At 44.4% G+C, this 17,196-nt stretch carries 12 protein-coding genes; 6 read left to right on the top strand and 6 right to left on the bottom strand.

Annotation, left to right across the window (positions count from 1 at the left end):
* Positions 1–237 precede the first annotated feature (237 nt).
* Positions 238–2,445 carry a sensor histidine kinase gene (locus ACYU7Z_RS12435; RefSeq protein ID WP_460570920.1) on the bottom strand — a complete coding sequence of 736 codons (2,208 nt, stop codon included), beginning with the start codon at positions 2,443–2,445 and terminating at the stop codon, positions 238–240.
* 510 nt (positions 2,446–2,955) lie between these two features.
* On the opposite strand from ACYU7Z_RS12435, the gene ACYU7Z_RS12430 reads away from it, so the two are divergent.
* From ACYU7Z_RS12430 to ACYU7Z_RS12410, 5 genes are read left to right on the top strand one after another with little or no spacing between them, the layout of a single operon-like run.
* Positions 2,956–3,855 (top strand): DUF4007 family protein, encoded by a 900-nt coding sequence (locus ACYU7Z_RS12430; RefSeq protein ID WP_460570918.1) that lies wholly within the window; start codon positions 2,956–2,958, stop codon positions 3,853–3,855.
* Positions 3,836–7,075 carry an ATP-binding protein gene (locus tag ACYU7Z_RS12425; RefSeq protein ID WP_460570917.1) on the top strand — a complete coding sequence of 1,080 codons (3,240 nt, stop codon included), beginning with the start codon at positions 3,836–3,838 and terminating at the stop codon, positions 7,073–7,075. Before ACYU7Z_RS12430 ends, ACYU7Z_RS12425 begins: the two co-directional genes overlap by 20 nt.
* Entirely contained in the window at positions 7,068–8,177 is a 1,110-nt protein-coding gene (locus ACYU7Z_RS12420) for a phosphoadenosine phosphosulfate reductase family protein (RefSeq protein WP_460570915.1), read from the top strand. The genes ACYU7Z_RS12425 and ACYU7Z_RS12420 overlap by 8 nt, the downstream gene beginning before the upstream one ends.
* A gap of 8 nt (positions 8,178–8,185) precedes the next feature.
* A complete protein-coding gene (locus ACYU7Z_RS12415; RefSeq protein ID WP_460570914.1) occupies positions 8,186–8,686 on the top strand; it encodes a GIY-YIG nuclease family protein in 501 nt (166 codons plus the stop codon).
* A gap of 9 nt (positions 8,687–8,695) precedes the next feature.
* Positions 8,696–9,931, top strand: coding sequence for a DGQHR domain-containing protein (locus ACYU7Z_RS12410; protein WP_460570913.1), 1,236 nt, complete (start codon positions 8,696–8,698; stop codon positions 9,929–9,931).
* 116 nt (positions 9,932–10,047) lie between these two features.
* Here the strand turns inward: ACYU7Z_RS12410 and ACYU7Z_RS12405 are convergent, their stop codons facing one another.
* Genes ACYU7Z_RS12405 through ACYU7Z_RS12385 form a run of 5 tightly spaced genes read right to left on the bottom strand, consistent with a single transcriptional unit; the run spans position 10,048 to position 15,625 of the window.
* Positions 10,048–10,659 carry a hypothetical protein gene (locus tag ACYU7Z_RS12405; protein WP_460570912.1) on the bottom strand — a complete coding sequence of 204 codons (612 nt, stop codon included), beginning with the start codon at positions 10,657–10,659 and terminating at the stop codon, positions 10,048–10,050.
* A gap of 45 nt (positions 10,660–10,704) precedes the next feature.
* Positions 10,705–11,202 carry a hypothetical protein gene (locus tag ACYU7Z_RS12400; RefSeq protein ID WP_460570910.1) on the bottom strand — a complete coding sequence of 166 codons (498 nt, stop codon included), beginning with the start codon at positions 11,200–11,202 and terminating at the stop codon, positions 10,705–10,707.
* A complete protein-coding gene (locus tag ACYU7Z_RS12395) occupies positions 11,202–13,385 on the bottom strand; it encodes an AAA family ATPase (RefSeq protein WP_460570909.1) in 2,184 nt (727 codons plus the stop codon). Before ACYU7Z_RS12395 ends, ACYU7Z_RS12400 begins: the two co-directional genes overlap by 1 nt.
* Positions 13,386–13,388: 3 nt before the next feature.
* Positions 13,389–13,604 carry a hypothetical protein gene (locus tag ACYU7Z_RS12390; protein WP_460570908.1) on the bottom strand — a complete coding sequence of 72 codons (216 nt, stop codon included), beginning with the start codon at positions 13,602–13,604 and terminating at the stop codon, positions 13,389–13,391.
* Positions 13,601–15,625 carry a DEAD/DEAH box helicase family protein gene (locus tag ACYU7Z_RS12385; RefSeq protein ID WP_460570906.1) on the bottom strand — a complete coding sequence of 675 codons (2,025 nt, stop codon included), beginning with the start codon at positions 15,623–15,625 and terminating at the stop codon, positions 13,601–13,603. The genes ACYU7Z_RS12390 and ACYU7Z_RS12385 overlap by 4 nt, the downstream gene beginning before the upstream one ends.
* A 472-nt stretch (positions 15,626–16,097) precedes the next feature.
* On the opposite strand from ACYU7Z_RS12385, the gene ACYU7Z_RS12380 reads away from it, so the two are divergent.
* Positions 16,098–16,943, top strand: a complete 846-nt coding sequence (locus tag ACYU7Z_RS12380; protein ID WP_460570905.1) for a hypothetical protein — start codon at positions 16,098–16,100, stop codon at positions 16,941–16,943.
* Positions 16,944–17,196: the final 253 nt, after the last annotated feature.

Here is a 17,196-nt window from a genome sequence, read left to right as displayed (position 1 = left end):
GCCACATTTTATTTAGAGGAATGCACCTGCGACAATGCCCCACGGGGCCCCATTCCCGATGGACCCGGGCAACAGGGGAGCTTCGATGGGGACATACGCGCAGCACTTGTCCCTTCGTCATCCCGGCCGCAAGCGGCCGGGATCCTTGTCGCGCACGAGGATCAACCAATGCCCCTTATTTGTTGACAGCATTTGCCTTTGGCTCCCCAGCGCATGACCACGCCCCAGCCCGCCCACTCATCGCTGCCCATCACCCGGACCCGCCATTCCCGGCTGCCCCGCAGCCGGCACCGTAGCCGTCACCACGGGCAACAGCACCCGGAACACCGATCCCTCGCCCGGAACACCCTGCGCCGAGATATGCCCGCCGTGGCGCCGCACGATCTTGCGGCAGAGGGCGAGACCGAGACCGGTGCCTTCGTACTTGTCTTTGGAGTGCAGGCGCGAGAAGGTTTCGAAGATGTGCTCGGCATAGCCCTGGTCGAAGCCGATGCCGTTGTCGCGCACCTCGATGGAGCTCCAGCCTGGGAGGCGGTCGGCATGACCGGAGATCTCGATACGCGGCGGCACACCTTCGCGGGCAAACTTGAGGGCGTTGTTGAGCAGGTTGAAAAAGAGCTGGTACAGCAGCACCGGCGATCCCTGCAGCACCGGAAGGCGCGTGCAGGTGATGGTCGCATTCTTCTGGCGGATGGGCACCTCCAGGTCTTCGCGGATGGAAGTGAGCAGGTCGGCGAGGGGCACCGGCTGCCAGTCGGGCTCCGACTCGTTGAGGGTCGAGTACGACAGCACCCCATGGATCATCGTAAGCATGCGGTTGGCCGCGTTGCGGATCTTTTCGAGCAGGTTGCGGCTGCGTCCCGACAGCGGCGTATCGGGGTCGTCGAGGATCATCCCCGAAAAGGTCTTGATCTTGCGGGCGGGCTCCTTGAGGTCATGCGAGGTTACGTGGGCAAACTGCTGCAGGTCTTCGTTGGAACGTTGCAGTTCGGCCGTCCGCTCGCGCACCAGCGACTCCAGCAGGGTGGCCGTTTCGCGGCGCTCGGTAACGTCGATGCCGATACCCGAATAGCCTGAGAAGGAGCCGTCGCTGGCATAGCGTGGGGCCACGGTAAACTGGAACCAGCGGTACACGCCGTCGTGGCGGCGGAGACGCAGCTCGTGGGTGGCCGGTGTGCGGCGCGCCACGGCGCTGTTGTAGGCGCTGATGGCTTCCTCCACGTCTTCGGGATGCGCTGCCACGCGCCAGCCCTTGTCGTGCGAATCGAGCACGCTTAGCCCGGTAAATTCAAGCCAGTATTTGTTCCAGTAGGTAGCGTTGTTGGGGGCGGTCATGAACACGATCACCGGCACCTGGTCGGCAAGGCCGCGAAAGAGCTCCTCGCTCCGCTGCACAGCCTCGGCCATTTTGCGGTAGTGCTCCCAGTAGGCTTCGAGCTTGGCCTTCGCGCGTGCCTCCTCGGCCTCGCGGTCTTCGGTATAGGCCACAAAGGCCGTCAGCGTCGAGGCCAGCAACTCGTAATAGGTAAGGTAGGCTTCATTGAGCGTGAGCCGCGGCGATACGCCGGCCACGGCAAAGGCCGCCGGGCCGCTGTAGCCGGGAGGGGTAATGGGCAGGAGAAAGGCCCGCTGCGGCAGCTCGGGGTATGGGCCTACCGAAACAGCGCCGAGGCGGCCGGCCACCATTACTTCAAAGGGGCCACCCTTCTGCGTGGCGCGCTCGAAGGGCCAGTCGGCCGCTTCGGCCACGGGCAGGGGGCTCGTGTGGTCGTCAGAAAAGCCTGCGTGGGCCACGAGCTGGTTGCCTTCGGGGCGGGCGCGGAACAGCAGCAGGAAAGGCAGGTCGAGGTCGAAGGGAGCGAGCGTGGTGGCGGCGAGCACGAGGGCCGCCTCCACGGTATGGGCCTCCCCGCTGCGGCTCGCCAGCGCGCGAAGGGCGCGGCGGCGGCGGATGGAAAGCACCTTGGCCGTCTGGCTGCTTACCGGCATGAACACGCCGGCCACCGTCCCGTCGGCGCCGCGTATGGGGCTGAACGAGAAGGTGAAGAAGCTTTCTTCCAGGTAGCCGTTGTGGTCGAAGAGGAGGCGCTGGTTTTCCACGCAAGAGGCCTCGCCATGGGCGGCCCGCTCGAAGGCGGCGCCCAGGCCGGGCCAGCCGGGCGCGCGGCTGCGGCGGAAGTCGTGCCCCAGGATCCGCGGGTGCCGCGGGCCGCAGAGCATGCGGTAGCTGTCGTTATAGATTAAGGTGTGATGCGGCCCCCAGGCGATGGCCGTCGGGTCGTTGGACGGCAACAGGAGGGCCAGCGCATCGCGGAGCGCGGAGGGCCAGCCGTCAATAGGCCCCAGGGGAGTTTTCGACCAGTCTTTGGCTGCGATGGCGCGCCCCATATCGCCGCCGCCCGCCAAAAAGTCGGGCAATGCCGTTTCGGTGTTTAGGTGCTTCATAAGTAAAGCAAAAAGTGTTTTTCAATAAGGACATAGGGAGGCACGTTTAAGTTACGCCATTGTGCGCGCCGGACGAACGGTTGGGGTTGGAAAAAAGATCGGAGCGGGGCTGTGGGGGCGGGGTTCAGGAGGGATAGTCACGTGAAGTGGACCTTAAGCAGCGTCCTATAAGTCTTAGAATCTAGCATTGTTTCGTTTATAGTAATTAAAGCTCGGTTCAATTTAGGTAAGTGGTAAACATCGAACGAGGTTCGGCCGCGATTCTTTTTATGCCAACATAGATTCAAAGTGCGGTTTCCTTAAATCCGAAGGATAGGCACCCTGGAATTGTGATAGTTTACTCACCGAAAAAGTGTGTGAAAAACGCTATTACTTTCTGCCGAATAATCCTCAAATTCGCCAAACCAATTGACCCAACTGCTTAATCGAGTTTTGCACACATTGTGCACAACCGGTGGACCCAGTAAATATGGGCACGTATCTGGCGGCAATTGGTTAATACCATTCTCTATGAAGTTCCAGTTTTCGGGGCACGATTCATTTATTTGCAAGCATTTCTGGCTTAAAAAAGGATATGATTTCGTTCAATCCAATGGAAACTTCAACGACGAAAACTCTGTAGTGAAATTAGGTGTAGGTAAGAACATGGTTACGTCAATAAACTATTGGCTTAAATCATTTGGGATTCTTGAAGAAAACAGCGGGGGGTTATCTAAGCTTGGCAAGCTTCTGATGGATGACAACAAAGGCTATGATCCTTATTTAGAAAACCTGGGAACCATCTGGCTTTTGCATTACTACTTGATTAAAACTGGAAAAGCTTCCATTTACCATTTGTTCTTTAACGAATTTCGCAAGAGCAAGTTCGAATTCACAAAAGAGCAGCTGGCCAACTTCATAAAGAGAAAATTAGAAGGCTCGGATCAGAATACTTTTAATGCAAATACGGCCAATTCAGACATTAGCGTATTTATACGGAACTACCTAAAGCCGAACTACAAGGCAAGTAAAATCGATATTGAAGACGATTTCTCAAACCTGATGATTGACCTCGATCTAATGGAACCCTATCAGTCTGAAAACATCGATGGCAAGGCCGTTGAATGGTATCGTGTGGAAAGCAAACAGAGAATGGACCTCCCTTCTCAAATAGTATTATTTAATATTCTCGACACTGCCTCAATGCCACCAAGCGGCGAATTGTCGATTTCCTTCCGTGAGCTGCAAACTGGTGAGAACCTGCCCGGAAGCATTTTCGCTCTTACGGAAGAAGGGCTTTTTCAAAAGATTGAGCAAATAATAAATGACAATCCTGGAAAAGCAATTTTTACAGAAACTGCAGGTGTAAGAACGCTGCAAATCTCTAACCTCGATAAATGGAGCGTGTTACATGCCTATTACAAAGATTAAGTTCTCCCCTTCGATTAATATCGAAAGAGACGGCGAATACGACTTTAATTACATCGCTACACCAAACTCTACTAAAGTTTTCACTCAGATCTTAAACGATGCGCTAGTCGGTGTAAAATCTCATGTGATTATTGGCGCTTATGGCACCGGCAAATCATCACTGCTTCTAGCCACCAAGCAAACATTAACAGGGAGTAAAAAGCACTTCAAAGGATTTGACAAAATCGCGAAGCAGTTACCGAACTTTGAATTCATCACAATTATTGGTGCCTTCTCCTCTATCACCGATTCGTTTGCCGCGGCCCTTAAACTCGAAGGAAAAGATTATTCTTCTAATGACTTGATCAACGCGTTAAACAAACGTTATCAAACCCTACAAAAAAAGCACGGAAAAGGGTTGGCCATTTTGATCGATGAATTCGGCAAGTTTTTAGAGTTTGCCGCAAAGAACAATCCGGAAGCAGAGTTGTATTTCATTCAGCAATTAGCGGAATGGGTAAATAATACCGAGTCTCAAACACTATTGGTTGCCACCTTACACCAGGACTTTAATGCCTACGCATTGGCCTTGAACAAAAGCCAACAGCAAGAATGGCAAAAAGTAAAAGGGCGCTTAAAGGAAGTAGTTTTTAATGAGCCGGTCGAACAACTTCTCTTTTTAGCCTCCGAACGAGTGCAAGAAAAATTCAAAGACCGCGCGCCCGATAAAAACTTTGTCAAACTTTTTGATTGCATTGCAGAAGCAAAAGCATTTCCTCTTCGAGACTACTTCGATAAAGATTTCGCTAAAAAGCTATTTCCCTTTGACATTCTGTCTGCAGCCGTCCTTACCTTATCCTTACAGCGGTATGGCCAGAACGAGAGAAGTCTTTTCTCCTTTATCGAATCTCAAGACCATGATGGAATAAACGAGCACAAGGCAGGATATTATTCGATTGCGCACGTCTATGATTACTTAATAAATAACTATTACTCCATCATCTCAAGTAAGTATAATCCGAATTATACACAATGGACGTCAATTCGAAATACTTTAGAACGAGTAGATGGCCTTTTGGATAAAACCATATTAGCAGATGCTGCGTCGTTGGTAAAGACGATTGGCCTGTTGAACATATTTGCCAGCGCATCGGCAAAACTTGAACCTGTCTTTTACCACACCTATGCCAAGCTGGCTTTAGGTGTAACGAATCCGGAAGAGGTCGTTGCTCAACTAGAAAAGCATAAGATTATCCGTTATGTGAGACACAGTTTCAAATATGTTTTGTTTGAAGGCACAGACCTTGATATTGAACTTGCAATAGATGAAGCTGGTAAAATTGTAGAGAAAGCCACGAATGTAGTTGACCACCTTAATCAGTATTTTGAATTTCCTTTTATTTCAGCTAAAGCCGCATATTACGAAACGGGCACACCACGATTCTTTCAGTTCAAATTGACAGAACAACCCATCGACCTCCTTCCCGAGGGGGAAATCGATGGTTTTATCAATCTTGTCTTTAATGAAGACGCTAAAGCTGAAGGCCAGATAAAAGCTCATTCAAAGCAATGCGGTGAAGCTATTCTCTTTGGCTACTACAAAAACACGGCGCACATCCAAAACACACTATTTGAAATCCAAAAAGTAAAAAAGGTAACTGCGATTAATAGTGATGACAAAGCAGCTGTAAAAGCACTAAAGGAAATCGAGGGTCATTACATTAAGTTGTTGAACCATTACGTTCTTGACAGCCTGTATTCGACCGGAGAAAATGTTGTTTGGTATTTCAAGGGAGAACCTGTTAGTATCAATGATCGCCAATCTTTCAACCAGGCACTATCAACTATTTGCAAAGGGATATATAAGTCTACGCCTGTATTAAGAAATGAATTGCTTAACAAGACGAGGGTCTCTGGACAAGTGGCCATGGCGAGAAGAAACCTACTTGGAAGGCTACTGAATAATTTGGAAGACGAAAACTTGAGCTATGAAGCGACCAAGTTTCCGCCAGAAAAGTCCATTTATCTCTCGCTGATAAAAGAAACAGGATTACATGTAAATATTGATGGCGTTTGGACTTGGAGTAAACCAACCGAAAAAAGCTTTCAAGCATTGTGGGAAGCTGGCGAATCGTTCCTGGCATCAACCAGGTCGAAAGAAAGAAGCTTACAAGAGTTCATTGAAATATTGTTATTTAAACCCTTTAAGCTCAAACAAGGTTTTATTGATTTTTGGCTGCCGATCTTCCTCCTTGCCAAGAATGATGAATATGCCTTGTATGAAGGCGACAGCTATCAGCCCCAATTGAATGAAGACATTTTAGAGTTGATTAATAAAAAACCTGGACTCTTTAAAGTAAAGGCATTTGATGTAGCAGGTGTAAAGCTTGAGCTATTCAACCGTTACCGAATTTTCCTCAACCAGGCAGAAAATCACAATCCAACAAATAAGCTGTTTATTCAAACAATCAAACCCTTTTTAGTATTTTATAGGGACTTGCCGGACTATGCGAAAAAGACCACTCGAGGACTTTCTAAAAAGAGCATTGCGCTTCGAAATGTAATTGCATCAGCTAAGGATCCTGAGAAAACATTTTTCGAAGATTTTCCGACAGCTTTAGGGTTCAGCATTTCGGAACTGCAGTCGAACAAAAGCATTTCAGAAAAGTATATCCACAGTCTTCAAAGTACCATTCGTGAGCTTCGCACATCATATGACCAGTTACTAGATCGATTCGAAACATATTTTATACAGGAGGTATTAGGAATCACTCAAGCCTTTCCAGACTATAAAGCACCCATTAAGGAGCGATTTAAAAAGGTAAAGACGCATTTGCTTCTCAACCACCAAAAGTCATTTTACAATCGCCTTACATCGGAATTAGACGATCGTAAGGCTTGGCTTAACTCCGTAGCTCATGCCTGTGTTGGAAAATCACTGAACGTTATCTCAGACGATGAAGAGATGATTCTCTTGGAGAAGGTGAAAGATTTGGTTCACGAATTAGACAACCTATGTGATATCAGCAAAAAAGATTTCGACGAGCAGAAAGAAGAGGTATTCAAAGTGGAGATCACTTCCTTTGTAAATGGAGTCAATAAAGAATTGATACGTATTCCTAAAAAGAAAGCAAAAGAAGTTGATACCAAAATCGGCGAGATAAAAGGTATTTTAGGAAAGGATAAGCAGTTAAATACAACAATATTAGCTAAGCTACTTCAAGAGTTGATGAATGAGTAAGAAAGTACGACACGTGTTGGGCATCTCGGGTGGGAAGGACAGTGCAGCATTAGCCATCTACCTAAAGAGGGAATATCCACAATTGGATATTGAATACTACTTTACCGATACTGGGAAAGAGCTAGATGAAACCTACCAAGTAATTGAGAGCCTGGAAAGTGTTTTGGGAAAGAATATTATCCGCTTGAAGGCTTCCGAAACAGAAACCAAAGATCCATTCGATTTCTACTACGAAATATTTGGCGGCTACTTGCCTTCATCGAATGCTAGATGGTGTACCAAAAAGTTGAAGCTCGAACCCTTTGAGCGCTTTGTGGGAAACGACCCAGTGATCTCCTATGTTGGAATACGTGGTGACGAAGACCGTGAAGGATATATTTCCATTAAATCAAACATCCAATCGATTTTTCCTTATCGAAAAAACATCTGGAGCGAAGACGTCGTAGTAAAGATTCTTAAAAACGAAAATATTACCGCTCTAAAGGAGATCTATTCTTTTTCATTTGGATATCAGGCTACAGACCGTGTGATTCAGATACTTGAACAGCCTATTTCAGCCAGATTTACTGTCCAGCAAAAGCTAAACCTTCTGCTTGATCAAAACATCAAACAGTTTAACCATGCAGTTTTTGAGATGTTAAAAACAACTAGCTATCCCTTAGCGACCGAGACTTCCTTCCCACTGTTAGATAATGAAGATGTCTTGGTGCGTGAAGACGTTTTCCAAATTCTTCGGGAGTCCATAGGAATCCCTGCCTATTATCAAAAGATCGACTTCGATTCTAAAGCAGGCAAGGGCTCTTATGCTCGGAGCAGATCAGGCTGCTACTTCTGCTTCTTTCAGCAAAAGATTGAATGGGTCTGGCTTTATGAACAGCATCCTGATTTGTTTGCGAAAGCAATGGAGTATGAAAACATAAAAGAGGGATTTACTTGGAATCAAAATGAAAGCTTAGAAGAACTAACGGTACCAAGCAGAATTGAAGCAATAAAAAAAGAGTTTTTGACTAGAAAAAGAAGAGATAAGAAGTTCTCTAAACTAGTGGAAAACCTTGATCTATTAGATGATGAAACAGAAGGCTGTGCAGCCTGCTTTATATAAATCGTTTTATGCCTTACGATATCGATTTTGCGAAAGAAGCGGAAATTATCCAACATATTAAAAGATTCCTTCTCTATCCTAGCTTTTGGGAAGACAGTTCAAAGCACTTCACTTATAAATGCAATTGGAGGTCATACAAATTTACCACCTCCAATTCAAGCAAGATCCCTGTTCGAAAAGGCATATACTGCTTTGTAATCAAGCCATCAATACCGAACTTTTTCCCAACTAATTATCTGTTTTACGTTGGTCAAACCAAGAGAACGCTTAATCAAAGGTTTAAAGAATATCTAAATGATCAACAAGGGAAAGGCAAGCCTAGGAAAAAGGTTTTTAAGATGCTCAATCTCTATAAAAAAAATGTTTATTTCTACTTCACTCCCGTGTCGAACAATACCCGAATAGACGAAATTGAAGAGAAGTTATTAAATGTATTTGTCCCCCATGTAAATACACAAATACCAGAAGCCCGCATTAGCCCCGAACTTCAATACATTTACGAACAATAGCTTATTGAGATGAATAGAAAGCTTGTCTTGCCATGTTTAAAAGGCCAAATTGGCGACTGGTTCTTTTACTCAGCATTAATGACATTTGAAGAAGTTTCTAAAAGAGTCAAATTACCAGTCGAGATAGATAAGAAATATTCGGACGATCAGTTAAAACTTGGAGAATGGATTCAACGAGACTTGGAAAAGTCAAGAACATTAAGAATTGTTGATTACATCAATAAGACAAGACAGCGTTTTTTTAATAGTCTTATTCTTGGCATATACAAAGGTTCGCCATCCTGGCAAGAGATACAAGTAAGTCAAAGGTCAACAACTCAAGTTCAACAAATTGGAGAAGAAACAGAGATTTACTTATCTAATTCTGTTGGCATCCTTTCATTAAACGGTGATGAAAACATCTTTGCTATTGATGGTCAGCATAGAGCCATTGGGATAAGGGAGGCTGTTAAACTGAATAAAGAGATTCTAAATGATGAAGTTCCGGTAATATTTGTTGCTCATAAAGCGAGCTTTGATGGAAATGTGAGGACGAGAAGACTATTTTCCACGTTAAATAGATATGCAAAGCCAGTTGGCAAAAGCGATATAATAGCACTTAGTGAAGATGATAACTGTGCTATAATAACGAGAGAGTTAATTGATCATTTTGAACTATTTAAGAATAGGATCATTGTTAATAAGTCGCCATCAATCAACCCTGAAAACAGTGTTGACTTTACCAATATTAGAACGCTTTATGAAATTGTAGAACGGATTATTACAAACAAAAAGGTTTACGCGTTTAATGTACAGGGTGAAGACCATTATTCTTTTACCAATACCAGGGTAGAAGACGATACTTTGGAAAAACATATCACTAGGATTAAAAGATATCTTACATCTACTCTAACAATTCTACCTGCTTTTCAAAAATATAATAGCACAGGCACCCTAGAAAGAAGCGTCAAGGGCTCATTAATTTTTAGACCAATTGGACAGTTCATTTATTTCGATGTTTTAAAAGTTGCAGAAGCCAATAATAAGTTACATGCGGCTAAGACATTCTTTGCATCACATGATTTTTCATTGAAAAACAAAGTATGGAAAACCATATTTTGGGATGAGGAAAGCAATAATATAAAGACCGATAAACCTAGGGTCAAATATGCTACGATGCTGATAATCGAACATATTGGCATCTCTTTTAAGAAGACAAAAAAGGAGCGAGAGCTGTTTGAGTCCTTTAATCTAACTCTCGGCTAATTAGATCACATTCATTACAGGTAATCCAATAACCGCGATAGGATTTTAGAGATTAATGTCCTCATAGCTCACCTGAGAAAAGTGAATAAGCAATTGAAACTTTAAATAGAAACTTACTATTGCGCCGCCTTATTAAACCTTTTGTGAATTTTATTTTCTTCAACCAATGCCTTTACCTTGTAATATTTCATTAAAAAGTATGTAGTCATTCCCGATAAAACCCCAAACCAACTCCAATTAAAATACTCAGCATAAATTGACTTTATTGAAAATATCACGGTAGCAATATTAATTACAGCAATTGAAATGAATATGGAATTAATGAATGCAATAATCAAAGCTTCCCAATAGAAGTGCCTATACTTCCTGTAATATGGAGGCTGGTTCACATCTGCCCTCCAAAACAAAAACTCCTCAATTCTTTTGTCTTCAGAATTTTGTAGAAACCATTTCCGATTAAGATTAATACTTTTCACATAGGCGATTACTAATATCCTGTGTTCAACTATTTTAAAAAAGATGAACAGTCCAACAAGAGAAACAAGAGAAAAGGAGAATATTTTAAGTATATCTAATTTGAATAGATGCAGATTTTCCACATCCCTTTTCGAAAATGAAATGAAGCTTATGAGAGCGCCGATAAAAACAAGGTAAAATTGAATTGTTTTTTCGATGACTTGTTGGTGTGCGTCAAGCTTTCCATATAATTTTTCGTATTCCTTGATCATAAACTGGAAAACGATTGAGTCTTTATTCACCATAGGAGAGCAGATCTATTTTTCTTCTAAAAAATCCAAAAAGCAGTTCTCATTGTTTTCAAAGAACTCGGGCTCCGATTCCAACTTGGCTCTAATCTTATCGAAACCACCATTAGCATATCCCTCAAGCAATCCTTTCAACTTACTTATCTCTTTATCGACATTTTTATCCTCCATGTCTTCAATCGCATTCAAATCGACATCAGACTCTGCAACTACTCCCATCAAAACGTAGTCAACTAAGTCCTGGTCATCCCAATTCTTAATTTCCCAAAACTTAGATGTGTCCGCCTCGGAACCTAATGGAAGGCAGTAATTTGATTTCAAGCCAGCCAATACTGCGTACATATAGATATCATATTTCCTCAGAAAATATTTGCCTTGTTCCCATTGGCCAGCCTCATTAGTATTACCGCCGCGACCTCCTTGTTTCACAGTAAATCGTAGAATCATTTCTTCCAATGATGAATCGTATAAAGGCGCTTTTTCTTTTAGACGTTTTATAAATTCCATTATGCTAAAGGTTGAAGTTTTGTAGCTAAACTGTTTCTACTTGTTCTTTCATGCTCGTCAATCGTTGGCATGATCAGATAAACCTTTCCTAGATGTATCTCCTCGCTTTCTAGGAGCTCCTTCCTTAGCTTCTCATTTTTGTAAAATTCCTTGCTCATAATAATGCTCTGCTTGTACACTTTACTCACGGTTTTGCAAAAGCCAATAGTGTAATCCTCTCCAAATACAGACATGGGTGCATCCGTAATCAAAGTGTACAGATCTGTGGCTCGGCTGCCCTGGCGAGCAGAGATGATTGCCATGATTGTAGCCAGCTTGATAAGGATGATATTACCTGTATTCAAGTGTGGCAAAACATTTCCATCAGCATTTACCAACTCAGGCATATAATTGATATTGGTCTTCCGCAGACGAATCTGGCCACGGACTGATAAATTACCCTCAGTCATAGAACTATAGTGCTTATTCGCCTCTTCTTCGAGTTTTTGAATAAGCTCGTTAAACACTCGATCTCTTGTCGAAGAAGTAACCAACTCGAAATCTTCGAGGACAGATAACTTCTCAACAAGTTTCTGTGACATTGCACCTACAACTAAATCTTTAAGTTTCTTGTCAATTTCCTCTATTTCCTTTTTGCTAGTTGCAATACTATATCTTATTGACATTAGCTCATCCCGATACTTAGTTCGGTATTTGTCATTGATAGCTATCTCATTAAGTATATCATCCGCGTCTTTTACCTTTATCGAAGAATCATTTAATGCCCTTTGTATTTCACTATCGATATGCTCATATTGCTTGTTTAGCTCCTTAATCTTGGTTCTGACGTTTTGCATAGCAAACAAGGTATTGGTGAGGTCCTCATCGATGCCTTTTACCCTATAGCTCAACGCTACTCCAGTCTGATACAATTTCCGAAACTCGGCTTGGAAATTATGTTTTGAAGGAACATCATCTTCTTGCTTAACCTTTTCCTGCGGTCGGTCTATCAGCTCTTTAATCTTATTCCAGGCCTCTGAGTCCTTCAAAGCTTCGCGGTCACAGACCAGACACCGTTCTTCTTTGAGCATACGCTCTACATAGATGGGTTCGGGGACATCAATTGGCAAACGTGTCTGCAACTTCTTGATAAGTTCTCCTTCCGCTTTAGCCCTTGCTTTGATTTCGGCTTGCTTCTGAAGCTTGTTTGTTTCGTATTCAGAGAACTTCTCACTGTATTTTTCAAACAAATGCTCTGTCCCTTTTAAAACCCAACGGTTTTTAAAGAGCTTCCCGTGAAACGACACTTGACCTTCGGACTGATGCTTCTTCTGTTCTTCTAATTGATATTGAATTTGCCTTCTTTCGCTTTCTAAAGATTTGATCTTCTGCGCATCCTCCATTTTATTTAGGAGCCTTTCAAATTTCTCTTCTGCCTGTAAAAGATTCCTTTGTGCTTCCTGCTCTTCTTCAATAAAATGATTCAATCGGCCTTCCGCCCGTTCACGCTGCTTTTCCAAATCATCACTTGCCTTCTTATCAGTGCTTAAGCGCTTGGCTTCCTTTTGATACTCATTCTTTGCAGCTTTAGCCGCTAATTTGGCTATTTCTTTAATCGAGTCGAACTTGGTAATATTCGATAGAATATTGATTGCCTGGTTAAGAGTATCTTCCTTATTGAAATCAATTATCGACTCTACTTGTTCGCCTTGGAACCACATGTAAGGCTTGATATTATCGGGCAATATTGTTTTTCGAATGCGATCCTTTTCGGCCTCATCGGTAACTAAATTGCTATTCAGGTAAGATAGCTCTTTCTTCCAGATCGTTAAATCCGAATAGGCGCCCTCTCTCCATCCATCTTCGAGTTTAGCAATGGAATACTTCCTTTCTAGAGTAAACTCATTGTCTTTTTCAGGATTATAGAAAGTAATTTTCACAGATGTAACAACTTTACTATCAACCTCGCATTCGTGCTTTGCTTTGTCGGAGACAATTGACGATTTCAGAAAGTTTGTTTTTACAAATGCTTTCTTATTGGTATCAAAGCATTCGTCATACAATACCCAATAAAAAGCATCGTATAATTTTGATTTCCCATAACCATTATCTCCAATGATGATGTTTAGACCCTCCTTGAACTCAAAGCAGTTATATCCTGCATAGCACATGAAGTTCTCGATCTCCAGCTTCGTGATAATCATAGCCTACTTATTGAGGTAATTATTGAGTGCCCTCGCAACAGATGAATCATCAAAGTCACCTTTGACCGTTGCTTCAATTGTCTTCTTGATCACTTCAACAAGTTTATTTGGACTGGTTTCGGAAAATTTAATTGTGTCGACCTGGTGCTGATTCAGATAACCTTTCTCTAGGAATAAATCATCCTTCAAATACGCTTTCAAGATATCTTCTCTGGTCATACGGTTTTTAGTTCATTTTGAATTGTATAAATATTCAAGTTATAAGCATTGCATACCTCATCGAATACCTTTTCAGTGTAGTACGGATTCTTTGCAAGTGAAGCGAAATACATCACTCGTTCCAATTCAGCCCTTACAAGATTCCTTTCTGCATTATAGGTCTCGCTTCCTTCTTGTGCATTCACGTTTGGAATTACAACTAGATCGTGGATAACTGCATTATCCTTGTCTGGATGCCTTCTCAAAATCCTGCCTCTTCTCTGTATAAACTGTCTGGGATTTCCCGTGCTCGAGCAAAACACCGCATATTCGGCTCGTGGAATATCCACTCCTTCATCTAGGCACTTCATCGAAGCAATTACTTGAATATCGCCACTTTGAAACTGTCGTAGAATTTCATTGCGATTTGGCATCCCGCTTACGAATTGATTTACGGTGATCTTTGCATTAATGCGTCCAATCTCTCTTGTGTACTGGTTGATTAACTTTATTTCTTCTAGATCTCCCGTGTCATTTTCATTAACTTCCTCTGTTACACCTTCGGGAACGTAAACAAAAGTGTAATTCAAGTTGCCCTTCTCTCGATAATGTCCCTCCAGAATTTGGCGCATAGCTGCGAGCTTATTGGAAGCCTTGTGAATAATTCGCTTCCTTTTTAAAAGGAGCATTTCTACTATGTCCGATTCAGCAAATCCATTTTTGTTTGGATTGAAAAACTTTGCAAGTTTTTTAGTAATCTCTATGTACTCTTCAAACTCAACGTCTGTCAACCGTACGATGCGCGGATAATAATAGTATTTACATAAGATGCCATCGTTGATGGCTTTATCCATCGGAAATGAGAATGTGTAAGGTTCCTGGTCCTTGAAAAACTCCTCCATTACTTTCGTGCCTTCTAGATCATATATTCGCTTGGGGGTGGCGGACAGTCCGATTCGCTTTTCGAGTGTGATATTCTTCAGTCGCGCTAATACATTCGGAGATGCCAGATTATGACCTTCGTCCGCTATAAAAACCGTGTCTTCGGGCAAACTTTTGAGAAGCTTCTGAAATTTATCCTTAACGAAGCTGGCATAAGTACTAATGATAATGAACGAAGTGGGGATTCGCTTTGCTGTGGACAATAGAGTTCCTAGCTCTTCTTCCCAATCAAACTTAGACGAGACCTTTATTATTTCTTGGAAATTGAAGGATTGAGCTTCTTTTTCCCACTGCTCAACTAAAGTCAGGGTTGGAGCTAAAACCAAAGCATGATAGATCTTATCTTTTGAAAGCCTGCTTTCGATAAGTAAGCAATTCAATGAAGTAATCGTCTTGCCGGTCCCTGTTGCCATAGCGAATATTCCTTTGCACCCATTTGCCACCCACTTGTCGTAAGCTTCTTTCTGGTATTGCCGTGGACCTTCAGAATAAGGGAACTTCGGCTCTCTAATATAGGATACCAAATCCTCCTCTGCTTTGTAAAGAATCCTTTTCAACTTCTTGTTTTCGTTCGCTTTCTGCTTCTTTTCAACGAGCTCCTTCTCCTGCAAAACAAGTTCGTTCAATTCTCTTTCCCCAAACTCATTCCTTATTGCTATTTGAATACTTTCGACTGGAACGTATTCTACGAAATCAGCTTCTTCATTGAATATTTTCTCAAACCAATTAGTCTGACTATCTATTTTGGACTTACCATTTTCCCATGTAAGCGCCACATCTAGCTCTTCTAGATTTTCTAATAACCCGTAAGCAGTAAAATTGCATGAGGCTTTAAATCCAACTTTATCAACTCCGTCAGAGAATACACCTGATTTATAATGGGATATTCCATTTTTCTTGGGTCTGATTACTTTGATCTGAATTCGTTGATTTGCAATCAACCAGGCTAAACATTCGAAAAAGTGCCGACCGTAATCATCCAAAACGCTTTTTAGTTTGGGAATGTCAGTCAAATCAAATATTTCCTTGATATCCCTGTTTTCAAGTCCTCGTTGAACTGCTTCTTTATCCTTTTCAGAAAGAATATCGTTGACGATCATACGAATTGTCCCGCCTGAGCTCAGAAACTTTGCAAACCCAGGCGATAAGACGCTTATAGCGGCGGAGCTGAAATAGCCCAACAACAAATCGAACGAATTACTATTCGAAAGGGCATCTAAATAAAATTGGAGTGGCTCGCGCTCACCGTTTGTGCGATATGACCGATCCTCAGGCCAAGAAACCTGTCTAAGCATGCTATCAGCAGTTGAGTTAGTTGGTTACAAGTTTATTGAAAATAAATGACTTGTACAGACTTTACGGAACGGCTCGTTTTTGAAACTTTGTTGTTAGTTCCCGAGGTGAATCGAAAGTTTCCTTCTCCCCCCCACGTAAAAACACGCTCCCGCCGTTTTTTTCACCACAAATTCCTGTTGAAAAACCCACGAATTCCTGTTGTTTTTCCCCTCGCCGCATCCGCGTTTCCTCGGAGCTTCCGGTTGTCAATCTTTTCTTCATTCAAAACACTTTGTTATGCCGAAAACACAACCGGACGCTACCCACAGCACGAACATCAACAACCTCGCGGCCGCAGCGGCCGCCTGCCGCACCCTGGGCGCGACCTTTGCCCCTGAGGAGGAAAGCTGCAAACCCGCCGTGGTCGAAGCTTTCTGCACCGACTGCGAAGTAACCCTCACCGCCACCTACCGCAAGGAACGCCTCTATGGCGAAGCCCGCGAAACCCGCCGCGCGCTCTTCGATGGCCAGGCGCAGCTGGGCACCCGCATCGTGAACGCGCTTAAAAGCTGCAAGGCCAGCGAAGGCATCGAGCAGGAGGCCCGGAGCCTCGTGCAGAAGGTGCGGGGTGAGCGCATCAGCCGCCAGCCAAAGCCCGCCGCTTCCGATACCCCCGCCGAGGAAATCAGCAAGCAGATATCGGTGTCGCAAACCTCCTTCGACAACCGCCTCGAGCATTTCCGCAAAATGGTCGGCCTTTGCCGCGGCCTGGGCGCCGCCTACAAGGCGCCCAGCGCCGATCTCAAGCTCGATAAGCTGGAGGAGCGCCTGGCCCAAATGAGCAGCGCCAACAGCGCCGTGGCCACCGCTGGCAGCGACTATACCGCCGCCCTCATCGCCCGCGATCGCCTGCTCTACGACAAGCAAACCGGCATCGTGGCCCGTATGGACGCCATCCGCACCTACCTCGTGGCCAGCTACGGCGCCACGTCGGCAGAGCGCAAGCTGCTCAACGGCCTTCGCGTGCGCGACCTCAGCGTACGCCGCCTCCAGGCCGTGTGGCCCGCCGCCGGCGAGTCCATCTCTGCACAGGGCATAGCGCCCTACCCATCGCTGCATGCATTCCAGCTGCCTGGCACATAAGGCCCGCCGCACAGGGCAGGATACCCGGCAACGCAAGGCATAGAAGCCCTCCACGCGGAGTAGAGGGAGCGACCACGCAGGGCATAGAGGCCAACCACGCAGAACACAAAGGCCGCCGATACAGTACTTGCTGGGCAACAGCACGCTGCATAAGTCCCACTCGCGCAGTGCCTAAAGGCTGGCTACCCGGCACACAAAGCCCGGGCATGTGCCCGGTTACGCTTCCCCTCCTTTCAAGGCGCGCCACCCGCGC

This window comes from Flaviaestuariibacter terrae (assembly GCF_054777635.1).
The sequence above is the reverse complement of the archived record's forward strand: the minus strand, read 5'-3'. Positions and strand labels throughout refer to the sequence as shown.